Here is a 20631-nt window from a genome sequence, read left to right as displayed (position 1 = left end):
GTATCGCGCATCGACATATTGATGTGCGTTATCTGTCGCCAATATTGCGCAGCTTATCACGAAATAGTGAGCCGCTCAGAATACCGACAGCGCCCGTGAACAGGCCATGCCGTGTTGATACAGCTCCTCCGCGTAAAAGTCAGGCACCGGGCTGTCTTTAATCGCCTGGGCCACGGCGGCGACGTCATAATTTACCGTTTGAACCGCCAGTTTTAGCTTCCCGTGACGGTAGTGCCCTCTCAGCCAGGTGGCCTGCGGCTCGCCGGGTTTGATTCGCCCGACGGCACCGGTATTGGCGACGATTAGTCTGCGGCCATCGCTGCGGGCTAATTCGCGAATATCCGCGTAGTGCGTATGCCCGGAAACCATCACATCGAACTGATGCGTGGTTTGCCACTTCATCAGTTGGCTGCAGGAGAACTGGCGATGCACATACTCGGACAGAGAATCCGGGCTGGCGTGGACCAGCAGAATTCTGAGCGGCCCGGCGTAAAACGCTCTCGACCGGGGCAGGGCGCTGAGCCAGCGGCGGTTCTCCTCCGTCAGCGTGCGTTTGCTCAAGGTAATCGCCTGTTCACGGGCTTGTTGTTCATGGACGGAGTGCTTAGCCAGCGGCGTGACCAGCTCGTCCATTGCTACGCGGCGGTCGTGGTTGCCCATCACCACCGGAATGTTGCGGCTGCGAATCAGGTTTATCACTTCATTAGGCCACGGCGCAAAATCCACCAGATCGCCCAGGCACCAAATTTGGTTGATGTGGTGGCGGTCAATGTCCTGCAAAACGGCCTCAAGTGCCGGTAAATTGGCGTGAATATCGCTGAAAATCGCAAACTGGAAATCAATCTCTTTAGCGTTCATTGGGCTGACTCCCGGCGCGATCCCGCACGGTGAAAACGACAACCAGAGCAATGAAGAAAGCGAACAGCGCGGCGCAAACCAGCATCAGCGAGAAGCCGCAGGCGTAGCTGTGGCGGATCAGCGAGCTTAGCGTCTGAGCCTGTTTCTCCGGCCACAGTGCAAGGGCGCGTTGCACATCTCCGGCCACAACCTGAGTAATAAAATCATCCCGTACCGGCAGGTTGCTAGCCTGTATCGTTGAGGTCAGCACGTGACGCGTATGCCCGGCCAGAATGGCCCCCAGCAGCGCAAAACCTTGCAGAATGCCGGAGAAGCGCGCCGTGGTGCTGATCCCCGAAGCCATGCCCGCCCTTTCGTGAGGCACGGTGCCCATAATTGCCTTCTGCGTTTCGCCGTTAAGAATACCGCCGCCGCTGCCCAGCACGGCCATACCGGTGATAACCAGCCAGGGCCACTGCGCCAGCACGCCGCCAGCGATAATCAGGTTGCCGACGCCAACCAGCCCTAATCCGGCGGCTAAGATCCAGCGGGCGGCCATGCGCTGTGCCATCCAGCGGGCCACCATCGGGAAGAACAGCATGGCGAGCGCAAACGGCAGCATACCCACCCCGGACGCCAGGGCGGTTTTCCCCTCGACGTTTTGCAGCATCAGCGGCAGCAGTGAGGTCATTACCTGCGCCGTAGCCGCATAGGTAAACATGGACAGCACTGCGCCAATAAACGGCAGCGAGCGGAACAGGCGGAGATCGAGCATTGGCTGGGCTTTGTAACGTTCGACCAGCGCAAAGAACAGAAAGAACCACGCCGAAGCGATAAAGCGCCCCATCACTTCGGGACTGCTCCAGCCGTGCTCCGGGGCGAGGATCAGCGCCCAGGTGAGAGAAAACATGGCGGCGATAAACAGCGAAATGCCGTGTACATCCGGCTTACCGGCGGCAGGATTGCGGGACTCTTCGATGGTGCGCAGCACCGCCATCGCCAGCAGCAGGCAGATGGGGATGTTGATGTAGAACGCCCAGCGCCAGCCGAAATAGGCGCTGATGATGCCGCCGGCCAAAGGCGCAAGCACCATGGTGATGCCCATCATGCCGCCCCATATGGCCCACGCCCGGCCCCGTGCCTGAGGTTCGCGGAAGGTATGGCCGATGATCGCCAGCGCGGGTGCCAGCAAGAACGCCGAGCCTACGCCCTGCAGTGCGCGGGCAATATTCAGCATCAGGATGGTGGTGGCCGCTCCGCAGGCAAGGGACGCCAGGGCAAACAGGGCGATACCGAATAAAAAAATCCGCCGTCTGCCGAAGCGGTCCGCCAGCGAACCGGCGGGCAGCAAAAGGGAAGAGAAGCACAGCACGTAGGCGCCGATCACCCACTCCATATCGGCAAACGTGGCGTCCAGCCCGCGGGCGATGGTCGGCAACACGACGCCAACGATATTTGTGTCGATGACCGTCATCGCGCAGCCCATGGAAGCAACCAGCAGCACGGTGGTGTCGTTTTTGGCCACGGGCGCGGCCAGCACAGTAGACATAAAAGCTCCGAAAACGCGGGAAGAACACGCCTTAAGCTTCGCGATCCGGGGCGCGGTATTCAATTTTCAAGTTCGGCATTATTATTAGTTAATACCTAATAATCAGGAGTAAACATGGAGCTTCGCCATCTGCGTTATTTTCTCGAAGTTGCCCGAACGCTCCATTTTGGCGCGGCGGCGGAAACGCTGAACATCTCCACGCCGACGCTGTCGGTGCAAATCAGTCAGCTTGAGCGGGAGTTTGGCACTCCGCTCTTTTTACGCACCAAAAGGCGCGTACAGCTCACCCAGGCCGGGGAGATTTTCCGCGAAGAAGCCGAAGCCACTCTGCGGCAGGCTGAGCTGACGCGTGAGCGTGTGCTTAGCGCTGCACGCGGCGAGCAGGGCTACATTCGCGTCGGCTACGTGGCGTCTTCGCTTTGGTCGGGGACGCTTAGCTCGGTGATGGGGGCGTTTCGGGGGAGATATCCGGATATCTCGCTTGGTGCGCGAGAAGTGCTGATGGACAGCATGGCGGCGGCGCTGGTGGAGGGCAAAATCGACGTTGGGTTTGTGCGCGCCCCGGTCGCGCTGCCGTCAGAAGTCGGGCACCTGTTGGTGCAAAGCGACTGTTTTTGCCTGGCGCTCCCCGCTTGCCATCGTCTGGCTTCCGGCACGGAAGCTATCGACCCTGCCGCTCTGGCCGGGGAAAGCTTTATTCTGCCGGAGCAGACATCCGGCTCGCATGAAGTCGCCCGCCGCGGGGGATTTGTGCTCAACGATGCCATCCGCTCCAGCACGCTGACCGAAGTGCTGGCGCATATCGCGCTGGGCAACGGCATCGCGGTTATCCCGGAGATCATGGCGAAAACCATCGGCGTGCCGGACGTGGTCTATCGCCCGATTGCCGGGGCAGAAATCCCTTCGGCTATCTGGATGCTGTACCGCAAGCGGGAGCGCACGCCGCTGATTAAACGCCTTATTCGCTTCGCAAAAGAGCACGTTTCGGGTGGGTCAGGAAACGTTTGAACACACTCTTTCACCCCCGGAATTCATTTGGCGGTTAATCTTGATCCAGAGCAGTCCTTACCCTGACCTGAATCCTGGAGAAAGCATGATCAAGCCACGTTTGTTTATCCCGGCCTTAAGCCTCCTGCTGCTGAGCGTGGGCGCTGCGGCGGCGGACAATGTCATTACCCCGGTGCGCGGCACCATTGATGCGGTCAATGATTCCTCGCTGCAAATCACCACCCGTCAGGGGGAAAAGCTTTCCGTTGGCCTGACGGACAAAACCCGAATCAACGGCGTGAGCGAAGCGAAGATGAGCGACATCAAGCCCGACAGCTTCATCGGCACCGCCGCCGTGCCGCAGGCGGATGGCACGCTGAAGGCGCTGGAGGTACACGTTTTTGCCCCGAGCCTGCGCGGTTCCGGGGAAGGGTTTAATCCGTTTGAATCCGCCAACGGCCAGGTGAACACCATGACCAACGGCACGGTCGGCACCCTCGTGAACAGCCACGGGCGCACGATGACGGTGAAATTCCACGGCCAGCAGAAAACCGTGCAGGTGCCGGACGACGTGCCGGTGGTGCTGATCAGCCCCGCCGACAAATCCGTGCTGAAGCCGGGCGCGAAAGTGGTGCTGTTTGCCACCAAAGATGACAAAGGCCAGGCCGTCGCGCGCGGAATTTCCGCCGGGGTTAACGGGCTGACGCCGCCGATGTAATTTGTGGTGATTATCAGAACAGTGCCGACCTCTATACAGAGGACCTGCCAGTAAGCTTTACAGGTTGAATCGTTGATCGGTATTTCCCTTCTCCCTTTTAGGGAGAAGGTGGTTGCCCAGGTGAACAATAAATAACGCCCATGTATGATGCTCCGCAGACCATCAGACTCCTGTGGAGAGCACGTCATTGACAGCACAAACGGGCGATATACTTTTTAACGGCCAGCGCTTTGCGGCCTTCTTCTTTGATATGGACGGCACCATTCTGACCTCCATTCGCGTGGCAGAACGCATCTGGGGTGAGTGGGCCGTGCGTCACGGCATCGATCCGGTAGCTTTCCTGCCCACCATTCACGGCGTGCGCGCGGTGGAGACGATTGCCCGCCAGAATCTACCGGGCGTGGATGCCGAAGCCGAAGCACAGCGGATTACCGAAGCTGAAATCGCCGATGTGAATGGCGTGGAAGCCATCGGCGGCGCGCGAGAGTTTTTGCAGGCGCTGCCGATGGATCGCTGGGCCATTGTTACTTCCGCCCCAAAAGCGCTGGCGCTGCGCCGCATTCAGGCCGCCGGTTTGCCTGAACCCAAAGTTATTATTGCGGCGGAAGACGTCCGTCTCGGTAAGCCCGCCCCGGAGGGCTACCTGCTGGCGGCGGAAAAATTGGGCGTAAACGCGGCCGACTGCCTGGTGTTTGAGGATGCCCTGGCGGGTGTACAAGCCGGTGAAGCGGCAGGCGCAAAAATCTTTGTCATTTCCGGCACCAACGCTCACCACGCCGGGGAGCTCTCTCGTTATACCGGCGCGGAAAATTACGATGCCCTGCGAGTTGAGGCCGACGGCTCGGGTATTCTCTTGCAGCTAAGCTAATTATTCAGGCTCTCTTTTGTGGCAGAGCCTATTCAAGGTGATTGACAGATTCCCGGCCGATGAGTGCCGGGTTATCTCTTTCATTCTCATGGGTAATTAAAAATATTACTCTACTTTGTAAATAAATAATTCATACTTTTCATGATGGCTAATATTTGATTTGCAGAACGTTCATGTATTTTTCTTTTAAAGGTTTTTGATGTTTTTTATTTATTTACCAGAATCCTCAGAAGCTATTTTTTTATTTTCCGCATTACATCGCCCCATCCCTGGCGCCAACCGCTAAGAACTAAAAGGTGCGTCACGTTATGCGTAACATCCTTCTGTAACAGCCTTTAAGTGTGATTTTCATCACAATTATGGGCAGGTAAAAGCCTTTAAATAGCGCTGAGTTTTACCCGCTGACTATTGAGGTATTGATGAAAATTAACACTGAATCCTGTGTGATCTCAGGCAAGCAAACCGTTTCCGTTAGCCATCAGGAAATTGAGTGGAATAATAAAGGGACGTTGCTGAAGATTTCCCGGGGAGGCATTTGCGGGTCCGATTTGCATTATTATCAGGAAGGGAAGGTCGGCAACTTTGCCGTAAAAGCCCCAATGATTTTAGGCCATGAAGTTATTGGCACGGTAGTGCATACCGATTCTCCTGAATTACATGAAGGACAGACGGTCGCTATTAATCCATCCAAACCTTGTGGCCATTGTAAATATTGCCTTAGCCAGGAAGAAAATCAATGCACAACCATGCGCTTCTTCGGCAGCGCAATGTACTTCCCACACGTTGACGGCGGCTTTACCCGGTTTAAAACCGTCGACAGCGCGCAGTGCGTTCCCTATCCCGCTGAAGCGGATGAAAAAGTGATGGTGTTTGCCGAGCCGCTGGCGGTGGCCATCCACGCCGCGCACGAGGCGGGAGATCTGCAGGGCAAGCGCGTGTTTATCTCCGGCGTAGGGCCGATTGGCTGCCTGATCGCCAGCGCGGTAAAAACGCTGGGAGCGGCAGAAATTGTCTGCGCCGATGTCAGCCCGCGCTCGCTTTCGCTGGCCGCGCAGATGGGCGCCGACACGCTGGTGAACCCGCTGCACGATAGCCTGGACGGCAGGAAAGAGGAAAAAGGCTACTTCGATATCAGCTTTGAAGCCTCCGGTCACCCTTCGTCAGTAACCACCTGCCTGGAAGTGACCCGCGCCAAAGGCACCATGGTGCAGGTAGGAATGGGCGGCGCAGTGCCGGAATTCCCCATGATGATGCTCATCGCCAAAGAGATTTCGCTGAAAGGCTCTTTCCGCTTCACCACGGAGTTCAATACGGCCGTTTCCTGGCTGGCTAACAAGGTGATTAACCCGCTGCCGTTGCTGAGCGCAGAGTATGCCTTTACCGACCTGGAGCAGGCGCTGATCTTTGCCGGGGATAAAACCCAGGCCGCGAAAGTTCAGCTGGTTTTCTGAGGCCTGTTAATAAGGATTAAGGCAATGAACGATCTTTTTTCACTGAAAGGCAAGAACATCCTGATTACCGGCTCTGCGCAGGGGCTCGGGTACCTGATGGCTACCGGGCTGGGTCAGTACGGGGCGCAGATTGTCGTCAACGCCAGCACGCCAGCTAAGGTCGAGGCTGCGGTGCAAAAGCTGCGGGACGAAGGGATCCGCGCCGTGGGCGCCCCGTTCGACGTGACGCAGAAACAAGATGTCGATGCGGCTGTGGAGCGCATTGAGCAGGAAGTGGGCCCGATTGATGTGCTGGTGAACAACGCCGGAATTCAGCGCCGCCATCCTTTTACCGAGTTCCCCGAGCAGGACTGGAATGATGTGATTGCGGTGAACCAGACCGGCGTTTTCCTGGTTTCGCAGGCGGTGACCCGCCGGATGGTGGCGCGCCAGGCCGGGAAGGTGATCAATATCTGCTCCATGCAGAGTGAGCTGGGGCGCGACACGATCACGCCTTACGCCGCCTCGAAAGGCGCGGTGAAGATGCTGACCCGGGGCATGTGCGTTGAGCTGGCCCGCCACAACATTCAGGTCAACGGCATCGCCCCCGGCTACTTCAAAACGGAAATGACTCAGGCGCTGGTGAATGACGAAGCGTTCAGCGGCTGGCTGTGCAAACGGACGCCCGCCGCACGCTGGGGTGATCCGCAGGAGCTGATTGGCGCCGCGGTGTTCCTCTCTTCAAAAGCTTCAGATTTCGTTAACGGGCACCTGTTGTTTGTTGATGGCGGCATGCTGGCCGCCGTTTAACGGCGCGAGTGCCTGCCGAAAAGTGAAGGCGGGTAGACCGAATAAAAGGTGGAGAGCATGGGCCTTCTCTCGCCGCAGAAAGCTGAAAATCAAGCGATTGGTTTTCAGCTTTTTTAAACGCGCTGACTGCCCGACCTGACCACTAACCTGCAGCGCTTCGCGCTGCTTTTTTTGCACTGATAAGAGATAAGCGTATGCCATTACTTATTATTGCCGCAGGCGTCGCCCTGCTGCTGGTCCTGATGATCGGTTTTAAAGTGAACGGCTTTATCGCGCTGGTTCTGGTGGCGGCGGTGGTTGGGTTTGCGGAGGGAATGGATCCCCAGGCGATTCTGCACTCCATTCAAAACGGGATTGGCGGCACCCTCGGCGGGCTGGCGATGATCCTTGGCTTTGGGGCGATGCTCGGGAAGCTGATTTCGGATACCGGGGCGGCGCAGCGCATCGCCACTACCCTGATCGAAGCCTTCGGCGCGAAGCGCGTACAGTGGGCGCTGATGATTGCCGGGCTGGTGGTTGGGATGGCGATGTTCTTTGAGGTCGGCTTTGTGCTGCTTTTGCCGCTGGTGTTCACCGTTGTCGCCTCGTCCGGCCTGCCGCTGCTGTATGTGGGGGTACCGATGGTGGCCGCGCTGTCGGTCACGCACTGCTTCCTGCCGCCGCACCCGGGGCCGACCGCGATTGCCACCATGTATAACGCCAATCTCGGTACCACCCTGCTATACGGGCTGATTATCAGCCTGCCGACGATTATCGTTGCCGGACCGCTGTTCTCCCGTTTGTTAACCCGGTTTGAAAAGAAGCCGCCGGAAGGTCTGTTCAGCTCGCGGGTGTTCAGCGAGGCGGAAATGCCTTCGTTCTGGAACAGCCTGCTGGTGTCCATCACCCCCGTGCTGCTGATGGCCATTGCCGCGCTTTGTAACGTGGTGCTGCCTGAAAAAAGTGGGCTCAGATCTTTCCTCGACTTTATTGGTAACCCGGCGGTCGCGCTGTTTATTGCCCTGACTATCGCCACCTTTACCCTCGGCTGGCGCAAAGGGCGAAGCATGGAGCAGGTGATGAACATCGCCGGGGACTCTATCGGCGCTATCGCGATGATCGTGTTTATCATCGCCGGTGGCGGCGCCTTTAAGCAGGTGCTGGTCGACAGCGGCGTAGGGCAGTACATCGCGCACCTGATGAACGGTGCGCCGCTCTCGCCGCTGCTGATGTGCTGGACGGTGGCGGCACTGCTGCGTATTGCGCTGGGTTCGGCGACCGTCGCGGCGATCACTACCGCAGGCGTGGTGCTGCCTATCATCAGCGTGACCCACGCCGACCCGGCCCTGATGGTGCTGGCGACCGGGGCGGGGAGCGTGATCGCCTCTCACGTTAACGATCCGGGATTCTGGCTGTTTAAGGGTTACTTTAACCTCAGCGTGGGGGAAACGCTGCGTACCTGGACCGTGATGGAAACGCTGATCTCAGTCATGGGGCTGCTGGGCGTATTGACGATAAATGCCGTTTTGCATTAAATCGTTGTATGACTCGCCGACAGGCCACCGGGTGCGCGCGCTGCGCCCCGGTATTGAGAGGGCCGATGAGAAACCACCGCATTTCTTTGCAGGATATCGCCACGCTGGCTGGCGTGACGAAGATGACCGTCAGCCGCTACATCCGTTCGCCTAAAAAGGTTGCAAAAGAAACCGGGCTGCGTATCGCCCGAATCATGGAAGAGATTGATTACGTGCCCAATCGTGCCCCCGGTATGCTGCTGAATGCCCGCAGCTATACGCTGGGAGTGCTGATTCCTTCTTTTCAAAACCAGCTCTTCGCCGACATTCTCGCCGGCATTGAGTCCGTCACGTCCGGGCAGAATTACCAGACCCTGATCGCCAACTATAACTACAACCGCGAGTCGGAAGAGGAGTCGGTGATTAACCTGCTCTCCTACAACATCGACGGCATTATTCTCTGCGAGAAGTACCACACCTTCCGCACCGTGAAGTTTTTGCGGTCCGCTGCCATCCCGGTTGTGGAACTGATGGATATTCAGGGCGACCGGCTGGATATGGAAGTGGGGTTTGATAACCGCCAGGCCGCGTTAGACATGGTTGGCACCATGCTGGACAAGCGGCAGCGGCGCAGGATCGTCTACCTCGGTTCAAAAGATGACGTGCGCGACGAGCAGCGCTTTCGCGGCTACTGCGACGCCATGACGCAGCGCGGCCTGGAGCCGCAGCGTATCAACCCGAAAGCCATTTCATCCATCCATCTGGGTATGCAGCTGATGCGCGACGCTCTGGCCGCTTACCCTGACCTGGACGGAGTCTTCTGCACTAACGACGATATTGCGATGGGCGCCCTGCTGCTCTGCCGCGAGCGGGGCCTGCTTGTCCCGGAACAGATCTCGATCGCCGGTTTTCACGGGCTGGAGATGGGGCGCCAGATGATCCCCAGCCTGGCAAGTGTGATCACCCCCCGCTTCGACATTGGCCGGGTGGCGGCCAGAATGCTGCTGGATAAGATCGGCAATGAAGATCTCAACCACAACACCATTGATTTGGGCTACCAGATTTATCACGGGCAGACGCTGTGAGCGGGTTTTGTGAGGCAGCTGCCAGGAAGGGAACACGGCGTTGATGACGCCGCGTATTTTTCCCCTCTCCCTTTTAGGAAGAGGGTCGGGTGAGGGGCTAGTGAATATTATTTCCGGACTGGCTATCGATCGTTGCCAGACCTGAATCTGCGCGGACAAAGCGGGGCGCTTGCAGGCTGTCGATCAGAAGATTAAACATCGGGATTAACAGAGAGCTGCAATATTTCCGTACCTGAAAGTGGCCAGCATCATCTATGGATGTATAAGATTTGTATCGCGCTGAAAGCTAATAAGGATTATTACGAATTTTTGGAATGTTGCATGAAGTAGATGGCACGCTAAAACATTAATGTGCTTTGGTGGAAATATTTTAATATTCTCAACCAATTATTTTATTTAGATGTTTTTGATATTTTAAACTTGGCGGAAAGTCACAGGAGTCGAACCTGCCCGGCGCCGCTGGCGGCACCAACTGGAGTTGAAGTCCAGCCGCCTCACCGGAGACGACGACCTTCCGCGCCTGCATTGCTACATGGAGGCGGGCGCAGTATACCGGGTTTCATGCTGCTGCCCAATGGGTCAGTAAGAATATATCCTGCGCCTAAAGTGAAATTATTTGCTAAATCAGTCTAACGACCTGGGAATCACTCCGTTGACGCGGTTCGCCAGGCTATGTCTCTCATGGCCTCTCTTGCTGTCTGGCTGATGCCGCCCAGCTGAAAGAAACCGTGGATCACGCCCAGATAGCGCTGGCAGCTTGCCGTAACACCTTGTTCTATAAGCTGGGAATAAAGTAATTCGCCCTCATCGCGCAGCGGATCGTATTCGGCGGTGAGGATATGCACCGGTGGCAGCCCGGCAAAATCTTCGCGCCACAGCGGGCTGGCTTCCGGATGCATCACATCCGTTCCAGGGAAATAAGCTTCAAAGCCGCTGAGCAGCGTGTCGCGGGTGATAATGTAGTCTTCGCCGTTCTGCTGGTAGCTTGGCTGCTGAGCGCTGGCGTCGAGCATCGGATAAATCAGCATCAGGCTAGCCGGGAGCCATTCCTTGGCGGCTTTCAGACGCAGGGCGGTTACCAGGGCGATATGCCCACCCGCGCTGTCTCCGGCAAGCGTGATACGCTCACTATCGACGCCTAAATTCATGGCGTGGTGCCTGATTAATATGGCAGCACGTTCGGCATCATCATGGGCGGCAGGGTAAGTGTGTTCTGGGGCCAGGCGATACTGCGCGGCAATGACCCGGCATCCGCCGTGAAAAGCTAACTGGCGGAGCTGATTATCGTGAGTGGCAAACCCGCCGCTGACAAAGCAGCCGCCGTGATAATAAATCACCGTCGGCAGTGTTCCACTGGCGTCGAGTGGGGAAACGACCCGTAACGGCATTCCCTCCAGTGAAATATCTTCCACCTGGACTCTGGTTTCCGTTTCACCGGCCAGCACGGTACTGGCGATATAGCCTGCCCGCCGTTCGGCAAAACTTTGCTGGCGGGAAGAGGGGCGACCGGCGGCAATAAAGTCATTCACCAGCCGGGCAATAGCGGGTTCGAGGGCCATAATACGTCCTTTTACTGGATGAATATCCATATCCTATGCCGACAAACTGGCCAGGTAAACCCATCATTTATGGCGGGCAGGGTTCAGCCAAAAAAGAACCATGCCGTTTTTATCAGCCCATTTTCCACTTCGAAAACGGCCATACTTTCAATGGGTTCATCGCTCAGGCCGTGGATCTTCTCATGGTCGAACACCTTGTTGCCCATTGCGGTGCGGGAAATGATTTCTGCTCGCAGGGCCGGGTTATTGAAGCGGTGATCTTTGTAGAAAGCATACAGGGCATCGCGTCCTGCCAGAGAAGGCGTTACGGCTGGCGGGCGATAGGCGGTGAAATCTGCGCTAAAGCAGGCTGTAAAGGCGTCGAGGTCGTGGGCATTGTACGCCTCGAACTGGCGTATGACGGGGTCTGTGACTGACATAAAAGTATCCTGATAAGAGAAACTGGCGGGCTGCCAAAATATGGTTGTGTGCCGGGACAGCGTCTCTTGCCCGATGGAAAATGTCCAACGAAAGGAATGGTGCCGTGGCTAAACCCTGTCTCTCTTCGCAATACACATTAACAACCGGTTGCATTTCATCCCGTTACAATCCTGTGTCTAAAACAATAAAGGGTTGGCAAAAATGAAAAAACTTTTCGGGATGATGTTGGTTGGCGTGGTGGCGTTCTCGGTTGTGGCCTGCTCCAGCAGCTACGTAATGGCGACCAAAAACGGGGAAATGATCGTCACCAAAGGTAAACCAGAGGTGGATAAGCAAACCGGACTGACGCGCTACTATGACGCGCAGGGCGTGGAGCATCAGATCCAAAACGATCAAATTACCCAGTTGATTAAGCGCGGCTGATCGTTAGAAAAGAAAACTACCGGCCAGCGCAAGCTGGCCGGTAGGGCAGTTTTATTCCCCTTCGCCAGGGAATAAGAACGGGTTGATGCTGCTGCGGGCGAAGCCTTCCTGCTCCATGCGGGCGTCAAGCACCAGCGAGGCCAGATCGTCGGCGACGGCTTCCACTTTCGGGTCCTTTTCCTGATACAGAATTTTCAGGTAGGTGCCGCAGTCGCCGCAGCTTTCGGCTTTGATCGCCGCCTGTTCGCTGTCCAGCGACCAGTAGTTTAAGTCGCGGGTCTGCTCGCAGTTGCTGCACTTCACGCGCACCACGTGCCATTCGGTTTCGCATAGATTGCAATGCAAATAACGCAGGCCGTTAGTGGTGCCGATGTGCACCATGCTGGAAACCGGAATCGAGCCGCAAACCGGGCAGAACTGGCGCTGTTCGCCATATTCGGCTTTGGCTTTGCCGGGGATAAGCGTCGCCATTTGCGCCCAGTAGAGCGACAGCGCAGCCCAGATAAACGGTGCCTTGTCGCTGCTGACGAGCGCGAAGTCGGCGTTGAACAGCGCGGTGGCCATCTCTTCCAGCTCCTGGGAAGACGCCTTTTCAAGATTTTCAATCACCGCTAACGCCGGGCCGTCCATCTCAGGCTTCAGCTCGGCAATCAGCGACTGCAGCAGGCGCTGCCAGTGCGGGTCGCGCGGCAGGACGTGAATATCCAGCGGCGGCTTGCCGGTTTTAGCTGCTTCGGCAATCAGGGCGGTTAAATCCATCTCCAGGGGGTGGTCGTACAGCACCACTTCCTGCGCGTGGGCAATCAGCGCGGCAAAGCGCAGATAGTCGCCCAGCGGGTTGCTGGCAGCCAGCTCGCGCAGGCGTTCAGCACGGCGGTTGTAGAGATTTTTGAGCCTGGGGAATAATAACGGCGGAATCACTTCCGCCGTGCGTTTCTCGCTCTTCTCCAGCTGATCTTGCGGGATTATGCGAATACTCATTCAGATGACTTTTCCTGTTTCCGGCGGACTTCGCGATACCATTTCGGGTGATGTTTCTTCGCCCACGTCGTGGTAACCCAGCCCTCCACCATCGCGGTGATGGTGCCTTTTACCCAAAGGGCGGCGTAAATATGCACCATGATAACCACAATTAACGCTACCGCGGCAAATGAATGCAGCATTAACGCAAATCGAATAACCGGAATTGGGAAGGCTGGCGCAAAGTAAGGACGCCAGATAATCACGCCGCTCGCCAGCAACAGCACCAGGAAAATAATCGCCGCCCAGAACACGCATTTCTGGCCGAAGTTATAGCGCCCGGTGTCTCCCACTTCCTCGTTGACGACGATCTTACGAATATTCTTCGCCCAAAAGATATCATCCCGATTGATTAGGTTGTGGTGCCAGTAACGGAAAAACATGATGATGAAGGAGGCGAACATTACCACCCCAACGAACGGGTGGAGGATGCGCGCCAGCTGCGGCGTGCCGAGAATGCCCATCAGCCAGTTGAAGGACGGGAAGAAAAAGCCCAGTCCGCTCACCGCCGCCAGCACGAAGCAGAAGGCGGTGATCCAGTGGTTGATGCGCTCCGGCGCGCTATAGCGCTGAATGGTCGGTTGCTTTTTCATTTACGCACCTCGTCGTCGTCATGGTGCAGATTATCGTCCTCTTCATCGGCACGGTTCGGGCCGACCCCAACGTAGTGGAAGACGCTGGCGGCGAAGGTTGCCGCAAAGCCGATGGCGGCCAGCGGTTTCCAGACGCCTTTCCAGAACTTCACGGTTGGGCTGATGGACGGGTTCTCCGGCAGGCCGTGATACAGCGTCGGCTTGTCCGCATGGTGCAGCACGTACATCACGTGCGTCCCGCCAACGCCTGCCGGATCGTACAAACCTGCGTTGTCATAACCACGGGTTTTCAGTTCCGCCACGCGCTCGCCGGCGAGGGTCTTCATATCCTCTTTCGAGCCGAAATGAATCGCCCCGGTCGGACAGGTTTTCACGCATGCAGGCTCCTGGCCCACGGTGACGCGGTCTACGCACAGGGTGCATTTGTAGACGCGGTTGTCCTCCGGGTTCAGGCGCGGCACGTCGAACGGGCAGCCCGCAATGCAATAGCCGCAGCCGATGCACTGTTCGGACTGGAAGTCGACGATGCCGTTGGCATACTGAATAATAGCCCCTTCCGACGGGCACGCCTTCAGGCAGCCCGGATCCGCGCAGTGCATACAGCCGTCTTTGCGGATCAGCCATTCCAGTTTGTCGTTCTGCTCCACTTCTGAGAAGCGCATCACCGTCCAGGATTTGGCGGTCAGGTCCGCCGGGTTGTCGTACACCCCGACGTTGTGCCCCACTTCATCACGGATGTCGTTCCACTCCGAGCACGCCACCTGGCAGGCCTTACAGCCGATGCAGGTGGTGACGTCGATAAGCTTGGCGACCTCTTGCTGGTGATCCCGCGCCTGAGGCGCGGGCGTGAAGCCGTTAGTGGCGGAACGACGGATAATGTCCTGAGATTGATAAGCCATAATTCGTCTCCGTTACACCTTTTCCACGTTGACCAGGAACGCCTTGAACTCTGGCGTTTGCGTGTTGGCATCCCCGACAAACGGCGTCAGGGTGTTGGCGATAAAGCCTTTCTTCGCCACGCCCTCGTAACCCCAGTGAATCGGGATCCCGATGGTATCTACCTTCTGACCATGAACGTCCAGCGTGCGGATACGCTTGGTCACCACCGCTTTGGCCTTGATGTAGCCGCGGTTGGAGGAGACCTTCACCGTGTCGCCGTGGGCGATGCCGAGCTTGTTGGCCAGCTTCTCGCCAATCTCGACAAACTGCTCCGGCTGCGCGATGGCGTTGAGCAGCGCGTGCTTGGTCCAGTAGTGGAAGTGCTCCGTCAGACGATAGGTGGTGCCGACATACGGGAACTTGTCGTGCGTGCCCATCGCCTCCAGGTCATCTTTAAACACGCGTGCCGCCGGGTTGGAGACCACGTTCGGGTGCAGCGGGTTGGTACCCAGCGGCGTTTCAAACGGCTCGTAGTGTTCCGGGAACGGCCCTTCTGCCATCTTGTCGAGGGCAAACAGGCGACCCAGCCCTTCCGGCTGCATGATAAACGGCCCGACGCCGCTGTCCGGCGCGGCGGTGCTGTAGTCCGGCACGTCGATGCCGCCCCATTTCGCGCCATCCCAGGAGATCAGGCGGCGTTTTTCATCCCACGGTTTACCCGACGGATCGGCGGAAGCACGGTTATACAGAATGCGGCGGTTAAGCGGCCACGCCCATGCCCAGCCGAGCGTGTTGCCCAGGCCTGACGGGTCGGCGTTGTCGCGGCGTGCCATCTGGTTGCCGTCCGGTGTCCAGCTCCCGGCGAAGATCCAACAGCCGCTGGACGTTGTCCCGTCGTCGCGCAGCTGAGCAAAGGAGCTGAGCTGCTGCCCTTTTTTCACCAGCACCGCGCCGGTGGCCGGGTCAATCAGGTCTGCCAGCGCCTTGCCGTTGCTTTCCATAGCCACTTCTTCCGGCGCCGGGTTATCCGGGGTCAGGTACTGCCAGGTCATGTTCAGCACCTGCTCAGGCACTTTGCCGCCGTCGCGCTCGTACATGCGGCGCAGGCGGGTGAAGATGCCGGAGAGGATCTCGCCGTCGTTCAGCGCTTCTCCTGGCGCATCTGCCCCCTTCCAGTGCCACTGCAGCCAGCGCCCAGAGTTGACGATGGAGCCGTTCTCTTCCGCGAAGCAGGTGGATGGCAGGCGGAACACCTCAGTCTGGATTTGCGACGGATCAACGTCGTTCATCTCGCCGTGGTTCTGCCAGAAGTTGGAGGTTTCAGTGTTCAGCGGGTCAATGGTGACCAGGAACTTCAGCTTCGACAGCGAGGCCACGACCTTGTTCTTGTTAGGGAACGAGGCCACCGGGTTAAAGCCCTGGCACAGATAGCCGTTGACCTTGCCCTGGCTCATCATCTCGAAGTACTGCAGCACGTCGTAGCCTTTGTCCCACTTCGGCAACCAGTCGTAGCCCCAGCTGTTTTCTTTCGTCGCTTTGTCGCCAAAGAAGGCTTTCATCATCGAGACGAAGAATTTCGGGTAGTTGCCCCAGTAGTTCACCTGGCCTTTCAGCAGCGGTTTCGGCGTGTTGGCCGCCAGATAGCTGTCGATATCCACCTGTTTTTCGCTGGGCAGGTTCATGTAACCCGGCAGGCTGGTGGAAAGCAGGCCGAGGTCGGTCAGACCCTGAATGTTGGAGTGGCCACGCAGGGCGTTAACGCCGCCGCCCGCCATCCCCATGTTGCCGAGCAGCAACTGGATCATCGCCATGGTGCGGATGTTCTGCGCGCCGATGGAGTGCTGTGTCCAGCCCAGGGCGTACAGGAATGATGCGGTTTTGTCCGCCACGCTGGTTTCGGCGATGTACTCGCACACCTTCAGGAAGTCTTCCTTCGGCGTACCGCAGATGCTGGTGACCACATCCGGCGTGTAGCGGGAAATATGCTCTTTCAGCAGGTTCCACACGCAGCGCGGGTGCTGAAGCGTCAGGTCGCGTTTGGCGAAGCCTTCTTCATCCAGCTCGTAGTTCCAGGTGGTTTTGTCGTACTTGCGGTTTGCCGCGTCGTAGCCGGTGAACAGGCCGTCGTCGAAGCCGAAGTCCTCACGCACAATCAGGTTGGCGTTGGTGTAAGACTCGACGTACTCGCGATTGAATTTGTTGTTGTTTATCAGGTACAGCAGGACGCCCGACAGGAATGCAATGTCGGTCCCGGAACGGATAGGCGTGTAGAAATCCGCCACCGAAGCGGTTCGCGTAAAGCGAGGATCGATCACAATCAGCTTCGCGCCATTGTGAATTTTGGCTTCCATCGCCCAGCGGAATCCCACCGGATGCGCTTCTGCCGCGTTCCCACCCATTACCACGATGAGGTTGGCGTTTTTGATATCAACCCAGTGGTTGGTCATCGCACCGCGACCAAATGTTGGAGCAAGACTTGCTACCGTTGGTCCGTGTCAGACACGCGCCTGGTTATCCACGGCAAGCATGCCGAGGGCGCGGGTAAATTTCTGGGTTAAATAGCCGGTTTCGTTGCTGGACGCGGAGGCGCACAGCATCCCCGTGGAGAGCCAGCGGTTGACTGTGGTGCCCTGATCGTTCTTTTCGATGAAGTTGGCGTCGCGGTCTTCTTTCATCAGCTTCGCGATGCGGTTAAAGGCATCGTCCCAGCTGATTGGCTGCCATTTATCGGAGCCTGGCGCGCGGTAAGAAGGCGTTTTCAGGCGGCTTTCGGAGTGGATGAAGTCCACCAGACCGGCCCCTTTCGGGCACAGCGCGCCGCGGTTTACCGGGTGGTCCGGGTCACCTTCGATATGGAAAATTGAGGCTTTTGCGTTTTTTGCGCCGTCGCCGAGGCTATACATCAATAGCCCACAGCCCACGGAGCAGTATGTGCAGGTGTTACGGGTTTCACGGGTGCGCAGCAGCTTGTACTGCCGGGTTTCCGCTAGCGCAGCGCCGGGGGCAAAACCCAGTGCTGCTGCCGTGGTGCCTGCCATACCGCCAGCGCAGATCTTAAAGAACTGCCTTCTGCTGACCTGCATGGATCGCTCCTTACATTTCGACATTTCACATTGCTTAGGATTTATTTTGCGGGGTAACCCGCAAAGGTTCACAATTAGAACCAGTATAGATTTTGATGGCTTTCTTCCCTTCATCCGGAAGGGGTATTAAGTAGAATACCACAATGGTCCTGAGGGTGTTCTCGAATGGTTAAAACTAAGTGAACAAATTTCGCTACTCTGAAAAAGAAACCGTGGCGCAGATCACCGGCGCGCGCACGATTGATCTTTGGCACCGGGGCAATCTCACCGTGGCAGAAACCGACTGGCTGGCGGAGGAAGTGCCCGTGGCGCTGGTTTACAACGGCATTTCACACGTTGTGATGATGGCATCGCCTAAAGACCTCGAAGCGTTTGCCCTCGGGTTTTCGCTGTCCGAAGGCATCATTGAAAGCCCTGCGGAGATTTATGGGATGGATGTGTCGCCGTCCTGCAACGGTATTGAAGTGCAAATTGAGCTGTCCAGCCGCCGCTTTATGGGGCTGAAAGAGCGCCGGCGAGCGCTGGCCGGGCGAACCGGCTGCGGCGTTTGCGGCGTCGAGCAGTTAAACGACATTGGCCGCCCGGTTCCGCCGCTGCCGTTTACCCAGACTTTTGCCCTGGAAAACCTGGATGCGGCGCTGAAAAAAATGCGTGACTACCAGCCCGTCGGCGAGCTGACCGGCTGTACCCATGCGGCACTTTGGCTAGATCCAGAGGGCCACATCCTCGACGGAAGGGAAGATATTGGCCGCCACGTAGCGCTGGATAAAATGCTCGGCGTTCGCAGCCGTAACCCGTGGCACAACGGCGCTGCGCTGGTGTCGAGCCGGGCTAGCTATGAAATGGTGCAGAAGGCCGCGATGTGCGGCATTGAAATCCTGTTCGCGGTGTCTGCGGCGACCTCATTAGCGGTTGAAGTTGCGCAGCGGACAAATCTCACGCTGGTGGGCTTTAACCGGCCTGGGCGGGCAACGGTTTATACGCATCCTGAGCGGCTGCGCTAGGTTTTCCCCTCACCCCGGCCCTCTCCCCAAAGGGGAGAGGGAGGAAAGAAGTGAAAGGTGGAGCAATCCTCGCTCCATAGGAGGGAGGAAATAAGTGGAAGGTGGAGCAATCCTCTCTCCATAGGAGCGAGGGAGGAAATAAGTGGAAGGTGAAGCAATCCTCTCCCCAGGCGAGCCAGGAGAAAATATCTAACAGGCAACGCTAACTCGTCCCCTCTCCCTGCCAGGGAGAGGGTTAGGGTGAGGGTCAATCCTCAGAACAGGCCCAGCGGCTTATCGGAATAGCTCACCAGCAGGCACTTCGTCTGCTGATAATGCTCCAGCATCATCTTATGGGTTTCGCGCCCAATCCCGGACTGTTTGTAGCCCCCGAACGCCGCGTGCGCCGGGTAGGCGTGGTAACAGTTGGTCCACACGCGCCCGGCCTGAATGCCGCGCCCCATTTTATACGCCAGGCTGCCGTTGCGGCTCCACACGCCCGCGCCCAGGCCGTATTCGGTGTCGTTCGCCAGCTCCAGCGCCTCTTCCACGGTTTTAAACGTGGTGACGGCGAGCACCGGCCCGAAAATTTCCTCCTGGAACACACGCATGTTGTTTTTACCGAACAGGATGGTCGGCTCAAGGTAGTAGCCCGCCTGCAGGTCGCCCGTCAGCGCTTTTCTGCGCCCGCCAGTAAGTACATCCGCGCCTTCTTTCTTGCCGATGTCGATGTAGTTGAGGATGGTTTCCATCTGCCCCTGAGACACCTGCGCGCCCATCTGGGTGCGGCTGTCCAGCGGGTTGCCGGAGCGAATGGCTTCTACGCGGCGGATCGCGCGTTCAATGAAACGTTCGTAGATGGACTCCTGCACCAGCGCGCGGCTCGGGCAGGTGCAGACCTCGCCCTGGTTGAAGGCGAACAGCGCAAAGCCTTCCAGCGCCTTGTCGAAGAAGGCGTCTTCCTCTTCCATTACGTCGGCGAAGAAGATGTTCGGGGATTTGCCGCCCAGCTCCAGCGTGACCGGGATAATGTTCTGGGTGGCGTACTGCATGATCTGCTGGCCGACTTCGGTGGAGCCGGTAAACGCCACTTTAGCGATGCGTTTGGAGGTCGCCAGGTATTCACCTATTTCGCCGCCCGCGCCGTTGACCACGTTAACCACGCCCGGCGGCAGCAGGTCGCCAACCAGCTCCATCAGCAGCAGCACGGAGAGCGGGGTCAGCCGCGCGGGCTTCAGTACGATGCAGTTGCCCGCCGCCAGCGCCGGGGCCATTTTCCAGCTCGCCATCAGCAGTGGGAAGTTCCACGGGATAATCTGCGCCACCACGCCCAGCGGTTCGTGGAAGTGATAGGCCACGGTGTCTTTATCCACCTCGCTGATGCCGCCTTCCTGGGCACGAATGCAGGAGGCGAAGTAGCGAAAGTGGTCGATAGCCAGCGGCACGTCGGCGGCGCTGGTTTCGCGAATCGGTTTGCCGTTGTCCCAGGTTTCCGCCGTCGCCAGCAGCTCAATGTTTTGCTCCATGCGGTCGGCAATTTTTAGCAGGATAGACGCGCGCTCCTGCACGGACATCTGCCCCCAGCCCTTTTTAGCCGCGTGGGCAGCATCCAGCGCCAGGTCGATGTCGGCCTTGCCGGAGCTGGCGATTTCGCACAGCGGCTGGCCGGTTACCGGGGTGAGGTTTGCATAGTACTGGCCGCCAACCGGGGCAACCCACTGGCCGCCGATGTAGTTGTCGTAACGGGGTTTAAGTTTGAGCGGGAAACCATACTCGCCGGGAATAATACGGGTATCGGGAGGATTATTTGTCATGGCCGTCTCCTTGTGATGGTTCACTCACAAGGGTAGTTCGGGCTGTCTGTTTCTTCGCCATTTCGCGTCGGCTTTACGAC

Annotated in this window: 18 protein-coding genes and 1 tRNA gene; 9 read left to right on the top strand and 10 right to left on the bottom strand. The window is 57.8% G+C overall.

The genetic code is table 11. The annotated features are described in order from the left end of the window. Positions 1-75 precede the first annotated feature (75 nt). Complete coding sequence (locus AAIE02_RS13295) at positions 76-858, bottom strand: metallophosphoesterase family protein (RefSeq protein ID WP_498532737.1); 783 nt, start codon at positions 856-858, stop codon at positions 76-78. After that, entirely contained in the window at positions 848-2386 is a 1539-nt protein-coding gene (locus AAIE02_RS13290; protein WP_498532736.1) for an MFS transporter, read from the bottom strand. The genes AAIE02_RS13295 and AAIE02_RS13290 overlap by 11 nt, the downstream gene beginning before the upstream one ends. A 114-nt stretch (positions 2387-2500) precedes the next feature. Here AAIE02_RS13290 and AAIE02_RS13285 point away from each other — a divergent pair, with 114 nt between their 5' ends. The 7 genes from AAIE02_RS13285 to idnR all read left to right on the top strand — a co-directional run bounded on the left by AAIE02_RS13285 (position 2501) and on the right by idnR (position 9777). Continuing rightward, positions 2501-3394: a LysR family transcriptional regulator gene (locus AAIE02_RS13285; protein ID WP_498532735.1), complete on the top strand. Its 894-nt coding sequence runs from the start codon at positions 2501-2503 to the stop codon at positions 3392-3394. 85 nt (positions 3395-3479) lie between these two features. Beyond that, positions 3480-4091 carry a hypothetical protein gene (locus AAIE02_RS13280; RefSeq protein ID WP_039288852.1) on the top strand — a complete coding sequence of 204 codons (612 nt, stop codon included), beginning with the start codon at positions 3480-3482 and terminating at the stop codon, positions 4089-4091. Between the two features lie 187 nt (positions 4092-4278). Further along, positions 4279-4959: an HAD-IA family hydrolase gene (locus AAIE02_RS13275; protein WP_498532734.1), complete on the top strand. Its 681-nt coding sequence runs from the start codon at positions 4279-4281 to the stop codon at positions 4957-4959. Between the two features lie 419 nt (positions 4960-5378). Beyond that, complete coding sequence (gene idnD, locus AAIE02_RS13270) at positions 5379-6410, top strand: L-idonate 5-dehydrogenase (protein ID WP_498532733.1); 1032 nt, start codon at positions 5379-5381, stop codon at positions 6408-6410. Between the two features lie 24 nt (positions 6411-6434). Next, positions 6435-7199, top strand: coding sequence for a gluconate 5-dehydrogenase (gene idnO, locus AAIE02_RS13265; protein ID WP_008458735.1), 765 nt, complete (start codon positions 6435-6437; stop codon positions 7197-7199). A gap of 194 nt (positions 7200-7393) precedes the next feature. Next, a complete protein-coding gene (locus AAIE02_RS13260) occupies positions 7394-8713 on the top strand; it encodes a gluconate:H+ symporter (RefSeq protein WP_498532732.1) in 1320 nt (439 codons plus the stop codon). Between the two features lie 65 nt (positions 8714-8778). After that, complete coding sequence (gene idnR / locus AAIE02_RS13255) at positions 8779-9777, top strand: DNA-binding transcriptional regulator IdnR (RefSeq protein ID WP_498532731.1); 999 nt, start codon at positions 8779-8781, stop codon at positions 9775-9777. Between the two features lie 421 nt (positions 9778-10198). On the opposite strand, the gene AAIE02_RS13250 is transcribed toward idnR, so the two are convergent. The 3 genes from AAIE02_RS13250 to AAIE02_RS13240 all read right to left on the bottom strand — a co-directional run bounded on the left by AAIE02_RS13250 (position 10199) and on the right by AAIE02_RS13240 (position 11755). After that, positions 10199-10293 (bottom strand) — tRNA-Sec (locus AAIE02_RS13250). Between the two features lie 128 nt (positions 10294-10421). Then, positions 10422-11336: an alpha/beta hydrolase gene (locus AAIE02_RS13245; protein WP_498532730.1), complete on the bottom strand. Its 915-nt coding sequence runs from the start codon at positions 11334-11336 to the stop codon at positions 10422-10424. An 83-nt stretch (positions 11337-11419) separates the two neighbouring features. Next, a complete protein-coding gene (locus AAIE02_RS13240) occupies positions 11420-11755 on the bottom strand; it encodes a nuclear transport factor 2 family protein (protein ID WP_498532729.1) in 336 nt (111 codons plus the stop codon). Between the two features lie 202 nt (positions 11756-11957). On the opposite strand from AAIE02_RS13240, the gene AAIE02_RS13235 reads away from it, so the two are divergent. Further along, complete coding sequence (locus AAIE02_RS13235) at positions 11958-12179, top strand: YgdI/YgdR family lipoprotein (protein ID WP_166994781.1); 222 nt, start codon at positions 11958-11960, stop codon at positions 12177-12179. A 51-nt stretch (positions 12180-12230) separates the two neighbouring features. Here the strand turns inward: AAIE02_RS13235 and fdhE are convergent, their stop codons facing one another. Genes fdhE through fdnG form a run of 4 tightly spaced genes read right to left on the bottom strand, consistent with a single transcriptional unit; the run spans position 12231 to position 17754 of the window. Continuing rightward, positions 12231-13160, bottom strand: coding sequence for a formate dehydrogenase accessory protein FdhE (gene fdhE / locus AAIE02_RS13230; protein WP_008458723.1), 930 nt, complete (start codon positions 13158-13160; stop codon positions 12231-12233). After that, positions 13157-13792: a formate dehydrogenase cytochrome b556 subunit gene (fdoI, locus tag AAIE02_RS13225; protein WP_008458721.1), complete on the bottom strand. Its 636-nt coding sequence runs from the start codon at positions 13790-13792 to the stop codon at positions 13157-13159. The genes fdhE and fdoI overlap by 4 nt, the downstream gene beginning before the upstream one ends. Beyond that, entirely contained in the window at positions 13789-14691 is a 903-nt protein-coding gene (fdxH, locus tag AAIE02_RS13220; RefSeq protein ID WP_008458719.1) for a formate dehydrogenase subunit beta, read from the bottom strand. Before fdxH ends, fdoI begins: the two co-directional genes overlap by 4 nt. Before the next feature lie 12 nt (positions 14692-14703). Then, positions 14704-17754, bottom strand: a complete 3051-nt coding sequence (gene fdnG, locus AAIE02_RS13215; RefSeq protein ID WP_498532728.1) for a formate dehydrogenase-N subunit alpha — start codon at positions 17752-17754, stop codon at positions 14704-14706. A gap of 179 nt (positions 17755-17933) precedes the next feature. Here fdnG and fdhD point away from each other — a divergent pair, with 179 nt between their 5' ends. After that, complete coding sequence (fdhD, locus tag AAIE02_RS13210) at positions 17934-18758, top strand: formate dehydrogenase accessory sulfurtransferase FdhD (RefSeq protein WP_336818981.1); 825 nt, start codon at positions 17934-17936, stop codon at positions 18756-18758. A 254-nt stretch (positions 18759-19012) separates the two neighbouring features. Here the strand turns inward: fdhD and exaC are convergent, their stop codons facing one another. After that, complete coding sequence (gene exaC, locus AAIE02_RS13205) at positions 19013-20551, bottom strand: acetaldehyde dehydrogenase ExaC (RefSeq protein WP_166878657.1); 1539 nt, start codon at positions 20549-20551, stop codon at positions 19013-19015. Between the last annotated feature and the right edge of the window lie 80 nt (positions 20552-20631).

The organism is Cedecea sp. Ae19-4 (assembly GCF_059801165.1).
The sequence above is the reverse complement of the archived record's forward strand: the minus strand, read 5'-3'. Positions and strand labels throughout refer to the sequence as shown.